We start from the raw sequence: 18549 nt of genomic DNA, 5'->3' as shown, positions 1-18549 counted from the left end.
TTCTTTCACTCATTCGTTTCGTGGCAGGACAAAGCGTGGTCAGCTCCATCGGCAATTCCCGGCCCACCGGCGGCACCGAATCGGTGCGGCACGAAAGGCTTCCGCTCACGGCGGCGCAACTGGGGGTGTGGCATTCTTCTCGGTTGCTCGACGCGTCGATGACGATCGCGATGTACATAGAGGTCGTCGGAGACCTCGACATCGTCGTCCTCGAACGCGCCGGGCGCACCGCCGGGCTCGAAATGGGCTCGGGCTACGTGCGGATCGGAATCCAGGACGATGAGCCGTACCAGGTCGTGGACCCGGACGCGTATACCCCGGTGGATTACGTCGACCTACGGGAATCGGCCGACCCGGCAGCCGAAGCACACGCGTGGATGCGGCGAGATTCGCTGCGGCACATCGATATTCTGCGGGAACGACTGATTCGCACGGCGTTCCTCCGGGTCGGCGACCGGCGCTGGTTCTGGTACCTGGCGGCGCACCACATCGTGCTGGACGGTTTCGGTGCGATGAACCTGATTCAACGCACCGCCCATCTGTACACGGCGATGCTCACCGGCGGTGAGCCGCAGCCGCTCGCCGCCGGGAATCTGCGCGATCTGGTCGACTCCGATCTCGCGTATCGCAACAGCAGTCGGTTCGAGACCGATCGTGCGTATTGGCGGCAACGGCTCGCGGACCATCGGGAGCCGGCGATGCCGATGCCGCTGGGCGGCCGCGGCGCGGCGGAGACGGTGAACCTCGGAACCGAACTGCCGCAAGCGGTATCGGAGTCGGTGCGTCCAGCGGCCGAGCGGCTCGGCGCCTCCGAATCCGAACTCTTCATCGCCGCCTCCGCGGGATATCTGGCCCACCTGTCGGGTAGGGGTGATGTGATCCTGAGCCTGCCTGTCGCCGCCCGCACGACGGCGGTTCTGCGCCGGTCGGCGGGCATGCTGTCGAATATCGTCCCTTTGCGCCTCGAGGTGGGCCGTCGTACGACGATCTCGGAGTTGCTGCGCGCGGTTCGGCTCGCGGTCACCGGGGCACTGCGTCACCAGCGATACCGTTACGAGGACATTCGTCGTGAAACAGCCACTGCCGGTATGCCTTTCGGTACAGCGGCCGGGCCGCGGATCAATGTCAGCCCGGTGCACATGGAGATCGGGCTGGGGGCAGCGGCGGGGCAGGTACATGTGCTGTCCACCGGGGGCGTCGACGATCTGACGGTCAGCTTCTACCGGTCGGCCGCCGCACCGCGGTACCGGGTGGATCTGGAGGCTCGCGCCGGACTGGATGCCGACGACGAGGTGCGGCGATACCACGACCGTCTCCTGGAATACTTCGCCCGGTTCGTGCACGCCGACGCCGAGGACCCGGTGTGGTCGATCCCCGTTACCGGCGATCGGGAACGGCGGCGACTCCTCGACCTCGGCAGTGGCCTTCGCCCGGCCGGCGCACCGGCAGCGGATCCCCCGACGCTCGCGTCGGCGTTGGCCGTCCAGGCCCGCCGCACGCCCGGCGCGACCGCGGTGACGTTCGAAGGCGAGAGGCTGTCCTACTCCGAACTCGCCTCCCGTGTGCATCGTCTGGCCCGGTATCTGGTGCGGGTCGGCGTCGGCCCGGAGTCGATGGTCGCCGTGCATCTGCGCCGTTCGGTCGACCTGGTGGTCGCCGTCCACGCGATCGCTGAGGCGGGCGGCGCGTTCGTTCCCCTCGATCCCGATCATCCGGTCGATCGCACTCGCTATGTGGTGGCGGACACCCGGCCGGTGTGTGTGCTGACCAGCAGCCGGGATCGCCCCGGCACCGCCGGCGACGCCGGGATCGTCGAAATTGATCGGGTGGATCTGTCGCCGTACTCCGCCGCGCCACTGACCGACGCGGACCGGAAATCCCCACTGCGGCAGTCGAATACCGCTTACGTGATCTTCACCTCCGGGTCGACCGGCCGCCCGAAGGGCGTTGCGGTCAGCCACGCGGCCGTCGCGAACCGGATGTCGTGGATGCCGGTCGGCTACGAGCTCACCGCCGCCGACACGGTGCTGCAGAAGACGCCGGTGAGCTTCGACGTGTCGGTGTGGGAACTGTTCGGGCCGTTGCGCAGTGGAGCGCGTCTGGTCCTCGCCCGCCCGGACGGCCACCGCGATCCCCGCTACCTCGCCGAGGTGATCGTGGCTGAACAGGTGACCGTCGTTCATTTCGTCCCCTCGATGCTGGCGCTGTTCCTCGCCGAGCCCACAGTGCGTGAATGTTCATCCCTGCGTGCGGTTTTCGCCTCCGGTGAGGCACTGCCGGCGGCCGTCGCCCAGCGCCTCACCGAGCTGACCGGTGCCTGTCCGCACAACCTGTACGGACCCACCGAAGCCGCGATCGAGGTCACCGCCCACCGGGTGACGGCGCAGGACACGGCGTCGGTGCCGATCGGCCTGCCCATACCCGGCACCCGGGTGTACGTGCTGGACTCGTGGTTACATCCGGTTCCGGCCGGGGTAGCCGGTGAGTTGTATCTGGCGGGAGTGCAACTCGCGCGCGGCTACGCCGGCCGCGCCGCTGCGACCGCGGCACGGTTCGTGCCGGACCCGTTCGGCACCGGCGAGCGGATGTACCGCACCGGGGACCTGGTGACCTGGACCGCGGCCGGTGAACTGGAGTACCTCGGCCGCACGGACCTGCAGGTGAAACTGCGCGGGGTCCGCATCGAACCGCGAGAAATCGAATCCGTGCTCACCGGCATGGAGTCGATCGTGCAGGCGGCCGTCGCCGTGCACACCGACGAGCGGCTCGGCGACCAGCTCGTCGCCTATGTCGTCACAACGGCGGTGATCGACACGGCCGCGGTGCGTGCCGAACTCACCGCCGTACTTCCGCCCAGCCTGGTGCCGTCCGCGATCGTCGTCGCGGCGGCCCTCCCGCTCACTGCCTCCGGAAAGCTCGACCGTGCCGCGTTGCCGGCCCCGGTGTTCGCGTCCCGCGCGTTCCGGCCGCTGTCGACACCCACGCAGCGAACCGTCGCCGATGCGTTCAGCGCGGTTCTCGGCGCCGCACGCATCGGCTCGGACGACAACTTCTTCGAGCTCGGCGGCAACTCGCTGGTCGGGGCTCAGGTCGTGGCACGGCTGACCGACGGGCTCGGGATCCGGCTGGCAGTACGGGATCTGTTCGAGGCGCCGACCGTCGCCGCTCTGGCCGAGCGCGTCGAACACATCGCCGCCGAACCGGCGCGCCCTGCGCTGGTGTCGCGCCCGCGCCCGGCACACGTTCCACTGGCGTTCGCCCAGCGGCGCATGTGGTTGCTGAACCAGCTCGACACCACTTCGCCGGTCGACAACATGCCGGTGGCGATCCGATTGTCCGGCGCGGTCAACGTGCGGGCCCTCGAGCGGGCAGCGCGCGATCTCCTCGCCCGCCACGAGATCCTGCGCACGCGATACCCCGAGACACCGGACGGTCCGGCGCAGCAGACGCTGCCACCGGAAGCGGTCCCGATCGACCTGGCGCCGCGGCCGATCGACGCCGACGATGTCGCGGCCGCGGTAGCCGATGTCGTTTCCGGCGGATTCGATGTCAGCACCGAGATTCCATTCCGGCTGCGCCTCTTCCACACGGGCACAACCGAATACGTCCTGGCCGCCGTCGTGCACCACATCAGCGCGGACGGATGGTCGCTGATGCCGTTCACCCGGGACCTGATGATCGCCTACTCCTCCCGGCTCCGCGGCGAGGCACCGTCCTGGTCACCGTTGCCGGTTCAGTACGCCGACTACAGCCGTTGGCAGCGCGAGCTGCTGGGATCGGCGGACGACCCGGACAGTCGGCTGGCCCGGCAGGCGGCATTCTGGCGCCGCACCCTGGCGGGACTACCGGACGAGCTGAGCCTGCCGACCGACCGGCCGCGCCCACCGGCCCGCTCGTTGCGCGGGGGACGCGTGACGTTCCGGATCGGTCCCGAACTGGACCATCGGCTCCGCCGGCTCGCCCGCGAATACGACGTGACCACTTTCATGGTCGTGCACAGTGCGTACGCCGTCCTGCTGGCCCGTCTGTCCGGCAGCACCGATATCGCTGTCGGTACGCCGATCGCGGGCCGGGGTGCGGCCGAACTCGACGACCTGATCGGCATGTTCGTCAACACTCTGGTCCTGCGGACGACGGTGGCGCCGGAAGAGACCTTCACCGCACTGCTGGCCCGGACCAAGGCCGCGGACCTGGCAGCGTTCGACCACGCCGACATCCCGTTCGAGCAGGTGGTGGACCTGCTGCGTCCGCAGCGCTCGCCGGCCCGGCATCCGCTGTTCCAGGTGGCACTGTCGTTCGACAACACCCCGGACAGCTCGTTCCAGCTGCACGGAATACGAGTCCGTCCCCTCGATCTCGGCGTCGACACCGCGAAATTCGATCTGGCCCTCACGATTCGGGAGAACTCCGACCCGGGATCGGGGATGGCGGCGTCGTTCTCCTACGCTCGGGACCTGTTCGACGAGGCCACGGTCGAGGTGCTCGGACAGCGGTTCCTGCGATTGCTGTCGGCCGCGACCACCGAACCCGACACCCCGGTCGGTGAGCTGCCGATCCTCTTCGCCGACGAGTATCGGATGCTCACCACCGGACCCGAGGACCGGGCCCTCACCGCGGGACCGGTGGATACCGGCCTGCTGCCCGATCTGCTGGCGCACGGGATGCGCCTGCGCCGCGAGCGGATCGCCGTCCGCGACGCGGGCCGGGCCGTCACCTACGGTGAACTCGACGACGACTCGTCGCGGCTGGCACGCCTGCTGATCGACCGCGGTGTCGGTCCGGAAAACGTTGTCGCCGTGGCCTTGCCGCGCTCCTACGACCTGATCGTCGCGGTCTCGGCGATCGCCGCGGCGGGCGGCGCCTACCTTCCGCTCGACCCGGCTCATCCGGCGGAGCGCATCGCCTATATGCTCACGGACCCGGCTGCGGTACAGGGCATCACGAGCTCGACCTACGCGGACACGCTGCCCGGCGAGGTGGAATGGCTGGTCCTCGACGACCCCGCGACGGCGCGGCAGTGCGCCGCGCGGCCCGCCGGGCCGATTACCGACGCCGACCGGCATCTCCCGGTGCGGGCGGCGCATCCCGCGTACCTGATCTACACCTCCGGGTCGACGGGAAAACCCAAGGGGGTCTCCGTAACCCACGCCGGTCTGGCCGGTCTGGTCGCCGAAGTGGCCGGCGCCATGCGGTTGACCGCAGGCCATCGGTTTCTCGGTCTGAGCTCCCCGAACTTCGATCCGTCGCTGCTCGAGTACCTCTGCGCGCTGCACACCGGCGCCACTCTGGTGATCGCGCCGCGGGACCTGGTGGGCGGCCCGGACCTGGCCGCGTACCTGCGCGCCGAACGAGTGACGCATATCGCGACCACCCCCGGCGTGCTCGCGACGATGGAACCCGACGGCCTGGAGCAGGTGACCGCCATCGGCATCGGTGGTGATGTGGCTGCCCCGGAACTGGTCGCGAAGTGGTCGACAGGACGCGACCTGTTCAATTTCTACGGCCCCACCGAGACCACGATCCTGTCCTCCTACACCCGGCTGACGGCCGGCCGCCGCGTCACGATCGGTCGTTCCGTGCGCGGCATGTGGGCCCTGGTGCTCGATTCCCGGCTGTGTCCGGTGCCGCCCGGGGTGACCGGTGAGCTGTATCTGATCGGCGCCGGGCTGGCCCGCGGCTACCGGGGCAGCGCCGGCGCGACAGCCGAGCGCTTCCTGGCGGCCCCCTGGGGTGCGGCCGGCGCCCGGATGTACCGCACCGGCGATCTGGTGCGCTGGTGTGCCGTGTCGGGAGAGCTGCACCTCGAGTTCGTCGGCCGTTCCGACTTCCAGGTGAAGATTCGCGGATTCCGCATCGAACTCGGCGAGATCGACGCGGTCCTCGGGCGGCACCGCCGGATCGAATTCGCGGTGACCACCGGCCGGCGCACCCCGGCCGGCACCACGGCTCTCGTGTCCTACGTACTGGCCACCGGCGACACAGCGCTCGACCCGGCCGACGTCATCGAACACGCGCGGCGCAGCCTGCCACGTCATATGGTCCCCGCGGCCGTCGTGATCCTGGACGAGCTGCCGTTGACCCCGGTGGGGAAACTGGACCGCGACGCCCTGCCGGAACCGGCGGTGTCGCAACGAGAGTTTCGCGCGCCGGTCGGCGAGGTCGAGCGCACGGTGGCGGAGGTGTTCGCGGCAGTTCTCGGCCTCTCGAACGATGTCGGCCGCGACGACGACTTCTTCGAACTCGGCGGGAATTCGCTCGTCGCGACCCACGTGGTGGCCCGCCTGGGCGCGGCGCTCGATACCCGGATCCCGGTCCGACTGGTATTCGAGGCGCCGACTGTCGCGGCCCTGGCACGCAGGGCCGAGGAGCGGGCGGGCCGAGGCCGCCGCGCCGTGCGAGCCGGTGCCCGGCGGGAACGAATTCCGCTGTCACCGGCGCAGCGACGGATGTGGTTCCTGAACCGGTTCGATCGGCAGTCCGCCGCATACAACATGCCGGCCGCGGTGCGGCTGACCGGTGTGCTGGATGTCGACGCCCTCCGGTTGGCGATCTCGGATCTGGTTGCCCGTCACGAGATTCTGCGAACGGTGTATCCCCAGACCGACAGCGGCCCCGTACAGGTGATCCTGCCGCCGGAGCAGGCGGTTCCGGCACTCGCGCTCCGGACGGCGGCCCCGGACCGTGTCGAGTCCGCGGTGCGGGAGCTGGCCACGACCGGATTCGACGTCACCACCGAGGTGCCGATCCGCTTGGCGCTCATCGACATCCGGGATTCCGGAACCTCCGGTCCCGGGGACCACGTGCTGGCGATGGTGATCCACCACATCTCCGCCGACGGATGGTCGGCGGGGCCGCTGACGCGCGACCTGATGACCGCCTACGCGGCGCGAGCCGCCGGTACCGCGCCGGATTGGGCGCCGCCGGTGCTGCAGTATGCCGACTACAGCATCTGGCAGCGCGAACTCCTGGGCGACGAGGACGATCCCGAATCGGTGGCGGCCGAGCAGATCGCCTACTGGCGGCGGGAGCTGGCGGAATTGCCGGACCAATTGGACCTGCCGGCCGACCACCCGCGTCCGGCGGTGCAGACCTACGCCGGGGCGCGGGTCGCTGTCGCCGTCGACGCCGATACCCATCGCGGCCTGGTCGAACTGGCGCGCACGGAAGGCGCGACGCTGTTCATGGTGTTGCACACGGCGTTCGCGGTGCTGCTGGCGCGGTTGTCGGGCACCGGCGACATCGCGATCGGGACACCGAGCGCGGGGCGTGGGGAACCCGAACTGGACGATCTCATCGGCATGTTCGTCAACACCCTGGTGTTCCGGACTCGGGTGCGGAGCGGGGAGCCCTTCACGGCCGTGCTGGCCCGACAGCGGACAGCCGACATCGAGGCGTTCGCGCACTCGGATGTGCCGTTCGAGCGCCTGGTGGAGGTGCTCAACCCGCCGCGGTCCACGGCACGGCATCCGCTGTTCCAGATCGGATTCTCGTTCCAGAACCTTCCGGTCACGCGTTTGAGCCTGCCGGGACTCCAAGTGTCGGAACTGGTGATCGACACGGGCACTTCGCAATTCGATCTGCATCTGAACATCGCGGACAGGTACGGGGCGACCGGTGAGCCGGCCGGGATCAGCGGATTTCTCACCTACGCCACCGATCTGTTCGAACCCGCCACGGTGCGCCTGCTGGTCGAGCGCTTCGTCCGGTCGCTGGCCGAGATCACGGCCCGCCCGCGGACACCTGTGGGCGACCTCACCCAGCTGGGCCGGGAGGAACGCGCCGGAATCGTGCTGGCACGCAACGAGACCCGGCACCCGCTCGGCCCGGAGACAACCCTGGCGGCCCTGCTGGCCGCCGCGCTGCGGACGCACGGCCATGCGGTGGCGCTGCTCGACCCGGACGGCGGGCACCTGACCTACGCGGAGCTGGGCGAGAGAGTGAATCGGCTGGCGCGGCACCTGATTTCGCTCGGAGTCGGCCCGGAATCGCCAGTGGGTGTGGCCCTGCGCCGGTCGGTGGATCTGGTGGTCGCGGTGTACGCGGTGACGGTCTCCGGTGGAGCGTATGTACCGGTGGATCCGGACCAGCCCGCCGAACGCGCCGACGCCATTCTCCGGGCGGTGGCGCCGGTCTGTGTACTCACCGACTCGAATACGCGGGCCCGCCTCGACGCCGGCCGAGATGAGCCGGCTGCCGATACCGGAACGGCGGGCCTGCGGACATGCGGGCCGTGCACCACCGGTGAGCGACGAGTAGTGGTGCTCGACGAACTGGAGCTGTCCACGGTGTCGAGCGAACCGATCACCGATCGTGAGCGCGTCGGGTCGGTGCGACCGCAGAACACCGCGTATGTCCTCTTCACCTCCGGCTCGACGGGGCAGCCGAAGGGGGTCGCGGTGCCGCACTCGGCCGTCGTCAACCAATTGCTCTGGAAGGCGCAGGCATTCGGCCTCGACCCGAGCGATGTGATGGTGCTGAAGACGACCGCGACCTTCGACCTGTCGGTATGGGAGTTCTGGTCGGCCGTGGTGTGCGGAGGCCGGCTGGTGATCTCCGACCCCGAGAGCGATCCGGCGGATCTGAACGAATTGATCGTCCGTGCGGGCGTGACCACCTTGCACACGGTGCCGTCGATGCTGGATGTGCTGCTCGCCGGCGCACTGGGCGGGATCGGCGCGCCCTCGGGTTCCGGCGGTCGTTCCCTGCGCCGGGTACTGGCGATCGGAGAGACGTTGCCAGGGCCGATGGCGCAACGATTCCGTGCCGCGCGTCCCGACACGGCCCTGTTCAACCTGTACGGGCCGACGGAGACGGCGGTGTCGGTCACCTGGCATCCGGTGACCGACCGGGACCGGGTGTCGGTGCCGATCGGCCGGCCGGAGTGGAATTGCCGGGTGTACGTGCTGGATTCGCGGCTGCACCCGGTTCCCGACGGTGTACCGGGCGAGCTGTACGTCGGTGGTGCTCAGGTCGCCCGCGGCTATGCCGATCGTGCGGATTCGACCGCGGTGGCGTTCGTCGCCGATCCCTACGTTCCGGGCGCTCGCATGTACCGCACCGGTGATCTGGCGGTGTGGAAGCGCGACGGTGAGCTGGAGTTCCGCGGCCGTGGTGATTCGCAGGTGAAGATCCGCGGGTTCCGGATCGAACTCGGCGAAATCGAAACGGCACTACTGGCGCTGCCCGAGATATCCCAGGCGGCGGTGCTGGTCCGTTCGGCCGAGCGCCTCACCGCCTACCTGGTGCCCGCCGTCGACGACATCGATATACCAGGGGTGAAGTCGGCGCTCGCCAGGGTGCTGCCGTCGTATATGGTCCCGGTCGCATTCGTGGTCTCGGCCGCGCTGCCGCTGACGGTGAACGGCAAACTCGACCGAAAGGCGTTGCCGGAACCGAACTTCGACGTTGCTGAATTCCGCGCTCCGGCCACACTCACCGAACAGCTCGTGGTCGGCGTCTTCGGTGAGGTACTCGGCCGGCACTCGGTGGGCGCCGACGACGACTTCTTCGCCCTCGGCGGCAACTCGCTGTCGGCTACCCACGTCGCCGCCCGACTCGGTGCCGCACTCGGTACTCGGATCCCGGTGCGGTCGATCTTCGAAACTCCCACCGCCGCAACACTGGCCGCCGCGGTCGACCCAGGGCCCCGCGCGAATGCTCGGCCGGCGCCGGCCGCCGGGCAGCGCCCCGACCCGGTTCCGCTGTCGCCCGCTCAGCAGCGCATGTGGATCCTCAATCGGCTCGACCCGCACTCCGCCGCCTACAACGTGCCCGTCGCGGTGCGCCTGACCGGAAAACTCGACACCGACGCGCTCGGCGCCGCGGTCGGTGACCTGATCACCCGGCACGAAGTGCTGCGCACCGTCTACCCGGACACCGGCACCGGGCCGATTCAGGACATCCTGCCGCCCGGGCGGGCCGTGCCCGAACCGGCGCCGTACGATATCGCGGCCGAGGACGTGGCGGCCGGGCTCGCCGAGTTCTTCGCCGCCCCGTTCGACGTCACCGGCGACATCCCCATCCGGATCCGGCTCTACCGGATTACCGGCGGCACGCGCGACAGTGAGTCGGATGAGCACATCCTGGCCGTGGTGGTTCACCACATCGCCGCCGACGGATCGTCCATGGGGCCGCTCACTCGCGATCTGACGACCGCCTACGCCGCGCGCACAGCGGGCGAGGCGCCCCGCTGGGCGCCGCTGCCGATGCAGTACGCGGACTTCGCTGTCTGGCAGCGCACCCTGCTCGGTGACGACGATGATCCGGAATCTCTTGCCGCCGAACAGATCCGGTACTGGATCCGGGCGCTGGACGGACTGCCCGACCAGCTGGAGCTGCCCACCGACCGCCCGCGGCCCGCGGTCCGGTCCGCGACCGGGGGCCGGGTACCGATCACCATCGACGCCGCACTCCACCGTGCGCTGATCGACCTGGCGCGCGGCGAAAACGTCACCCTGTTCATGGTGGTGCAGACCGCGTTCGCGGTGCTGCTGGCCCGCTTGTCGGGCTCCGACGACATCGCCCTCGGCACCCCGACAGCGGGTCGCGGCGAGGCGGCGTTGGACGGCGTCATCGGAATGTTCGTCAACACGCTGGTGCTGCGCACCCGGATCGATGCGAGCGAACCGTTCAGCGCGCTCCTCGCACGCCAGCGAGAAACCGATATCCACGCGTTCGCCCACGCGGACGTGCCGTTCGAACGGCTGGTCGAGGTACTGGATCCGCCGCGGTCACCGGCGCGGCATCCGCTGTTCCAGGTCGGATTGGCGTTCCAGAACCTGCCACCGACTGTGCTGCACCTGCCCGATGTCCGGGTCTCACCGGTCGAGGCGGATGTCGCTGTCGCCCAATACGATCTGCATCTGATCGTGGCCGACGGGTACGACGGGTCGGGCGCGGCGGCCGGCATCGACGGAGTCGTCGTCTTCGCTCGGGACCTGTTCGACGACGAGACGGTGCGCGTCCTCGCCGACCGATTCGTGCACCTGCTGGGTGAGATCGTGGCACACCCCGCTGCCCCGGTCGGTGAGATCCCACTGCTGACCGCGCCGGAGCGCCGCGCGATCGCCGCGAGCGGCACCGGCGCCACACACGAGGTCGACCCCACGCTGACCTTGGCCGCCCTGTTCGATCGCGCGGTATCGGCCGCTCCGCGGCGAACGGCCCTGGCGGACCTGTCGTACGCGGAGCTGGGCGCACGGGTGAATCGACTGGCGCGGCATCTGATCTCGCTGGGCGTGGGCCCGGAGTCACGGGTGGGTGTGCTGTTGGGACGATCGGTGAACCTGGTGGTGGCCGTGTACGCGGTCAGCGTCGCCGGCGGCGCCTACGTGCCGGTGGATCCGGACCAGCCCACGGAACGTATCGGCGCCATTCTCCGCACCGCGGATCCGGTCTGCCTGCTCACCGACTCGGCCACTCGGGCCCGCCTCGACGAGAGTCGGGCAGCGGTAGCGCCCGACACCGAGGGAGACGACCTGCGAACACGACGGCCGCGCACCGCGGAGCAGCGGGTGGTGGTACTGGACGAGCTCGATGTGTCGAGCCTGCCCGGCGCGCCGCTCACCGACCGTGAACGGGTCGCTCCGCTACAGGGAACGAACGCGGCGTACGTCATCTTCACATCGGGTTCGACGGGTGTGCCGAAGGGGGTGATGGTCCCCCATGCGGCGATCGTGAATCAGTTGCTGTGGAAGAACGCCGCATTCGGCCTGGGCCCCGATGACGTGATGCTGTTGAAGACGACGGCGACCTTCGACGGGTCGGTGTGGGAGTTCTGGTCGCCGGTGGTATGCGGTGGCCGGCTTGTGATCGCCGCGCCCGAGGGACATCGGGATGCGGAGTATATGGACGAGCTGATCCGACGCGAAGGTGTCACCACCGTGTTCGTGGTGCCGTCGATGTTGGATGCCCTGGTGGTCACGGCCGAGGGGCGGCGTGGCCCGAGCGAGGTGGCCGCTTCGGGCGCGTTGCGCCGGGTGCTCGCGGCCGGGGAAACCCTGCCCGGACCGCTGGCGCAACGCTTCCGCGCCGTCTACCCGGATGTGGAGCTGTTCAATCTGTACGGCCCGACCGAGGCGGCCGTCTCGATCACCTGCCACGCCGTGACCGACGCCGACCGCATCTCGGTCCCCATCGGCATCCCGGAGTGGAACAGCCGGGTGTACGTTCTGGATTCACGCTTGCATCCCGTACCCCGCGGGGTGGTGGGCGAACTCTACCTGGCCGGTGCGCAGCTGGCGCGGGGCTATGCCGGCCGCAGCGATTCGACCGCCGAGCGCTTCGTCGCCGACCCGTTCCGGCGCGGTGCCCGCATGTACCGCACCGGCGATCTGGTGACGTGTAACCCGCAGGGCCAGTTGGAGTTCCGTGGTCGTGGCGATCTGCAGGTGAAGGTTCGCGGCGTCCGGATCGAGCTCGGCGAGATCGAAGCCGGATTGCTCGCAGTGCCCGGTGTTGCGCAGGCCGCGGTGCTGGTTCGCTCCGGCGATCCTCGTGGTGACCTGCTGGTCGCCTACCTGGTGCCGACCGGGAATCACCTCGAGGTGGGAGCGGTGAAATCGGCACTGTCCGAGCGGATTCCCTCGTACATGATCCCCACGGCGTTCGTGGTGCTCGACGCGCTGCCACTGAACGCGAACGGCAAACTCGATCGAAAAGCGGTGCCGGAGCCCGTATTCGGCACCGCCGAATACCGCGCGCCCACCGGCCCCGTGGAGCAGATCGTGGCCGGTGCGTTCACCGAACTGCTCGGCGCGGAACAAATCGGCGCCGACGCCGACTTCTTCGACCTCGGCGGTAATTCGCTGCTCGCCACCCGGCTGGCGGCGCGGGTGGGCGCCACCCTCGACAGCCGGATCCCGGTACGAACGGTCTTCGAGGCGCCGACGGTCGCCGGCTTCGCCGCACGGATCACCTCGAACGCCGGTTCCGGTGGTCTGCCCGATCTCACCCCGGGGCCACGACCCGAGCGGCTCCCGCTGTCACCGGCACAGCGGCGCATGTGGATCGTCAATCAGCTCGACACCGGATCCGCGGCTTACAACATCCCGGTCGCGCTGCGGCTCACCGGCGACCTGGACGTCGCCGCGCTGCAGAGCGCCGTCGCCGACGTGATCGCGCGGCACGAGACCCTGCGCACGGTGTACCCGAAGCGGGACGACACCCCGTACCAGCTGATCCTGCCCGCCCTCGACGTGGTGGTGGACCTGACCCCGAAGCCGGTGTGCAGCGGGGAAGTCCACGATCGCATCCACGATCTGATCTCGGGCGGCTTCGACGTCACGGCCGAGGTGCCGCTGCGGATGGCACTGTTCCGGATCGACACTGGTGAGCACGTCCTCGTCGTGGTCGCGCACCACATCGCCGCCGACGGCTGGTCGTCGCGACCGCTGACGCGTGACATGATGGCCGCCTACGCCGCGCGCGTCGCGGGCGGGGCGCCGGTGTGGGAGAGACCAGCGGTCCAGTACGCCGACTTCACCTCCTGGCAGCGGGCGGTTCTCGGCGCCGAGGACGACCCGCGGAGTACAGCCGCCACGCAGATCCGCTATTGGCGCGACGCGCTCGCCGGAATGCCGTCGGAATCCACCTTTCCCGCCGATCGCCCACGTCCGATCGTGGCGTCCCGGGCCGGCGGGTCGGTGCCCCTGACCATCGACGCCGAGACCGCACAGGGACTGCGAGACCTCGCCCGAGCGCACGGCGCGAGCCTGTTCGTGGTGGTACACACCGCGCTGGCGGTGTTGCTCGCCCGGTTGTCGAATGCCTCGGACGTGGCGATCGGCGCGCCGATCGCCGGCCGCGGCATCGCCGCCCTCGACGATTCGATCGGCATGTTCGTCAATACCCTCGTGCTGCGAACCCGGTTCGACCCGACCCGGACGTTCATCGATGCGCTCGTGCGGCAACGAGATACCGACATGGCAGCGTTCTCGCACGCGGAGCTGCCGTTCGACCGGGTGGCGGAATCCCTCGACCTGCCCCGGCAGCCGTCGCGGTCGCCACTGTTCCAGGTTGCGTTGTCGTTCCAGAACTTTCCCTCCGAGACCGTCGAATTGCCCGGTGTGCGAGTGGCTCCGGTCGATATCCCGGCATCGACCGAAATGTTCGACATCACCGTCGTCCTCGGCGAGGATCCCCGTGACGGCTCCGTATCCGGCCGGATCTCCTACTCCCGCGACCTGTTCGACGACCGGACGGTGCGGCACGTGGGCGAGCGGCTGCTGAGTGTCCTGCGGACCGTTGTCGCCGACCCGGCAGCCGTGGTCGGCGACATCGATCTGCTGTTGCCGGGAGAGGGGGCCGAAACGTCGTGCGCCGCGGGCCTTCCCGGCGCAGATCCCGCCCGGACCACGGTGCTGGACCTGGTGGGCACGCAGATTCGTGACCGGCCGGACGACGTCGCCGTACGGGCCGGTGCGGAATCGCTCACCTACGCCGAACTGTCCCGGCGCGCCGATGCCCTCGCCCGGCTGCTGATCTCCCGGGGTGTCGGGCCGGGGTCGGTGGTCGCGGTCGGGTTGGATCGGTCGGTGCGCATGCCGATCGCCCTGCTGGCGGTCCTGCGCGCGGGCGCGGCCTATCTTCCGCTCGATCCGTCCTATCCGCGGGCACGGCTCGAATTCGTGGTGGCCGATGCCGCCCCTGCCTGTCTGATCACCAGTGCGGCGCTGCTCGAGACCATGCCTGCCGACTCGACGCCGGTGCTGCTGATCGAAGACATGGCAAACGGGCCCGCGCAAGCCGCTCTGCCCGTGCCGGTCCGGAGTGACGACCTGGCCTACGTCATCTACACCTCGGGATCCACCGGCGTCCCCAAGGGGGTGGCGGTGACCCACCGCAACCTGGCGCATCTGCTGTCGAATGCCCTGCGGTACTTCGATATCGGCGCCGGCGACGTGTGGACGGTCTTCCACTCCTTCGCCTTCGACTTCGCGGTGTGGGAGTTGTGGGGCGCGCTGAGCACCGGCGGTACCGCGGTCGTCGTCGACCATCTGACCTCGCGCTCGCCGGATACCTTCCGGGACTTGCTGATTCGGGAAAAGGTGACCGTCTCGAGTCAGACCCCGTCGGCGTTCCGTCAACTCGACGAGGCCGATCGGCGCGCGGGCGATCCATCGCTCGCATTGCGTTACGTGGTGTTCGGGGGAGAGACGCTGGAAACGCCGACCCTCACCGGCTGGTTCGAGCGATACGCCGACGACTCCCCACACCTGGTCAACATGTACGGGATCACCGAAGCCACTGTGCACGTGACCATTCGATCGCTCGACCGGCAGGCGACCGTCGGCGCGTCGGTCGGAAGCGGCATCGGGCACGGGCTACCGGGAGTGGGCACCCATGTCCTCGACGACCGGTTGCATCCGGCGCCGACCGGCACACCGGGCGAGATGTACGTAACCGGACCCCAGGTGGCGCGAGGTTATCTCGGCCGAGCGGGCCTCACCGCCACACGGTTCGTGGCGGATCCGGCCGGCCCGCCCGGTGCCCGGATGTACCGATGCGGCGATCTCGTCCGCCGCACCACTCGAGGGCTGGAATACCTCCGCCGCAGCGATCACCAACTCCAGTTGCGCGGATTCCGCATCGAACCCGGCGAAATCGAGGCCGTGCTCACTCGATGCGGCGGTGCAGATGCGAAGGTCATCGCCCGGGACGGCCGGCTGCTGGCCTACCTCCGCGGCGCCGACCCCGCCGCCGCGGCCGACATCCGGCGGGCGGCCGCCCTATACTTGCCCGAGCACATGGTCCCCGCGGCGATCACCGTGGTCGACAGCTGGCCGATGACCGTCAACGGCAAGCTCGACCTCCGGGCCCTGCCGGACCCCGACTTCGCGGCGCTGTCCACCGCCCGGGCGCCCCGCACCGATCGCGAGCGGGCCCTGGCCGCGATCGTCGCAGAAGTGCTCGGCCTCACCGAGATCGGCATCGACGACGACTTCTTCCAGATGGGCGGCGACTCGCTGAGCGCGGTGCGGCTGCGTTCCCGGATCCGGCACGTTCTGGGCGAGGACATCCAGGTCCAGGACATATTCCAGCAGCGCACCGTGGCGGGCCTCGCCACTGTCGCGACCCGACCGTTGGGACTGCCCGCCCGGGCCGACAGCGTCCGCACCGTGCCGGTGCCGCTGTCCTACCCGCAGCGGCGGCTGCTCGAGCTGAACGACCGCGAGCAATCCGGGCCGGGACCCGGCCGCGCGTACGCGATGATGCTCCGGCTGCACGGCTCGACACCTCCAGCGGCCATCGCGCAGGCGCTGGCCGATCTGACCGCGCGTCACGAGATCCTGCGCACGGTCTTTCCCGGACAGCAGCTGATCCTCGACGAGGCCATCGATGTCGAGACCGTCGTCACCGACGACATCCCGGCCGCCACCGCCGCCTGCCTCGCGCGGCCGTTCGATCTGCGCACCGAGGTGCCGCTGCGGGTGCGGCTGTATCCCGACGGCGACTCCGATCTGCTGCTGATCGTGCTGCACCATATGGCCGCCGACGGCTGGTCCGTGGCACCTCTGATCCACGACTTCGCCACCGCACTGCACGCCCGTGGCGGCGGCACCCGGCCGCAGTGGGATCCGTTGCCGATCCAGTACGCCGAGCACGCGATCTGGCAGCACCGCGTCACCGGTGAGCCGCAGACCAGTGTCGTGACCGACACCCAGCTGGCGTTCTGGCGCACCACCCTCGCCGGGCTGCCCCCGGCCGTGGGCCCGTCGCGGTCCCCGGACTCTGCGCAGCCGATGGCCGGTCGGGTCCTCCTCTACGTCGAACCCGATCGGTATCGGCGGAGCGTGAGCTTCGCCGCCGCGCACGACGCGAGCGTCTTCATGGTTGTTCACACCGCCTTCGCGCTCACCCTCCGCGAGTTCGGTTACGGGAACGACATCGCCGTCTGCGCCCCGACGGCCGGGCGCACCGAGGTGGGTATGGAGGATATGGTCGGCCGTTTCACGAACTTCCTCGTGCTCCGGACCGCGGTGGACGACCACCAGGATTTCGTGGCTCTGCTCGAGCGGGTCCGCGACACCACCCTGGCCGCCATGGACCACCAGGACATACCGTTCGAATTCCTGACCGATGCGCTGGGTATCGGCGACCGGCTGCGAATCCGCCTGGCGTTCCAGAACATTCCGACCTCCGACCTGCGGCGCGCCGGGCTTCCGGCCACCTGGGAACCGGTCGAGGCACCCGCCCCCGCCGACTGGGACCTCTCCCTCGTGCTCAGCGAGGAGAAGGACGACGGCGGACACCCACGAGCGCTGTACGGACTCGTCGAATACGCCACCGATGCCGTCGACGCCCCGACGACGCGGCGTATCGCGACGAGATTCGACGAGATCCTGTCGGCCGGCATCGAGAGTCTCGAATATGCGACGAGGAACGGGCCCGGGCCGGCGACAAGGTCCGGATCTTCGGCCGCGGTCCGAGCGGACCGGCTCAATTGAGACCGGTGACCTCCTGGGCGATCGCGGCGAGCCGGGTCTGGGCGGCCGAGACGACGCCGTTGCGGTTCTTGCGGGCCTCCTCGTAGGCGACGATCGCGCGGATGTCGGCGGGGTCGGTGAGCTCCTTCACCGCCGCGACGGCTTGGGAGACGTTCAACTCGTCGTACTCGCGGACCGGCAGTTCTTCGGGTTCGAGGACGCCGGTGGCGGTGCGAATCGAATGCAGGGCGTGGGCGGCGGTGTCGGCGCCTTCGTGGCGGGTGACCTGCTCGGCGGTCTCGAGCGCGGCGTCGCGCGAAGCCGAGAGCGTTTTGACGGCCACATCACCCGCATGTGCCCCGCGGGCGAGCAGGTCGCCGAGTGCGGGCGGAGTGGAGCGCACGGTGTCCAGCGCTCGGTCCAGGCCGCGTGCCGACCAGGTGACGGGGATGTTGAACAGCTTCACCGCGGTGCCGGTGGCGGCCTGTAAAGCGGTGCGGCGCAATGCCGCCGGGCCGCCCAGGGCATCTTCGGCCAACACGGTCGTCAGCCATTCCACGGTCGCGGAATGCGCGGTGACCAATCGCTGAGCCAACGCGATCACCTCGCGCTGCCCGGCGGCGGACGCCAGGGCCTTGATGTAGCGGGCGCGGTCGAGCAGTTGATGTTCCAGGGCCAAGTCACCGAGCAGCGCCTCGTCGAAGGGCTGAGCCTGTTCGGCCATCGCCTTGAGCGCGGCGACCGCGCGGCCGAGGAACGGCCCGACCACCTCCGGCACCCCGCCCAATTCGCGGATCGCCGCCTCGACCGCCTCCGCGCGGGCACGCCCCTTGTCGGCGTTCTCGGACAGTTCCCGGCGCACCGCCTCGGTCCGCGCCTGGGCGATACGGGTCTCGGCCACCTGGATCTCGGTGTTGGTCAAGGTCAGCACAGCGCGCAACTGTGCCAGCAGAGTGGAGGTCTCGGGAGTGCTCATGCGAATCTCGTCCTTCAGCGATAGACAGCATCGGTTCGGGCGCGGCGCTGCACCTGTTCTGCGGCTACCCGGGTGGGGCGACGATTAACATGTGGCTGGTGAGGTAGTCGATTCCTGGTGGCACTCTTGCGCTTTCGTGGTGTTGAG

2 protein-coding genes are annotated in these 18549 nt (G+C 69.6%); one reads left to right on the top strand and one right to left on the bottom strand.

Translation table 11 applies throughout. The features are described from left to right. Window positions 1-35: 35 nt before the first annotated feature. A complete protein-coding gene (locus LKD76_RS18845; protein WP_227982635.1) occupies window positions 36-17447 on the top strand; it encodes a non-ribosomal peptide synthase/polyketide synthase in 17412 nt (5803 codons plus the stop codon). On the opposite strand, the gene LKD76_RS18840 is transcribed toward LKD76_RS18845, so the two are convergent. After that, window positions 17440-18402, bottom strand: a complete 963-nt coding sequence (locus tag LKD76_RS18840; protein WP_227982634.1) for a ferritin-like domain-containing protein — start codon at window positions 18400-18402, stop codon at window positions 17440-17442. The genes LKD76_RS18845 and LKD76_RS18840 overlap by 8 nt on opposite strands. Window positions 18403-18549: the final 147 nt, after the last annotated feature.

Source organism: Nocardia spumae, from assembly GCF_020733635.1.
Taxonomy (GTDB): domain Bacteria; phylum Actinomycetota; class Actinomycetes; order Mycobacteriales; family Mycobacteriaceae; genus Nocardia; species Nocardia spumae.
This window is presented reverse-complemented; position numbering and strand designations above follow the sequence as displayed.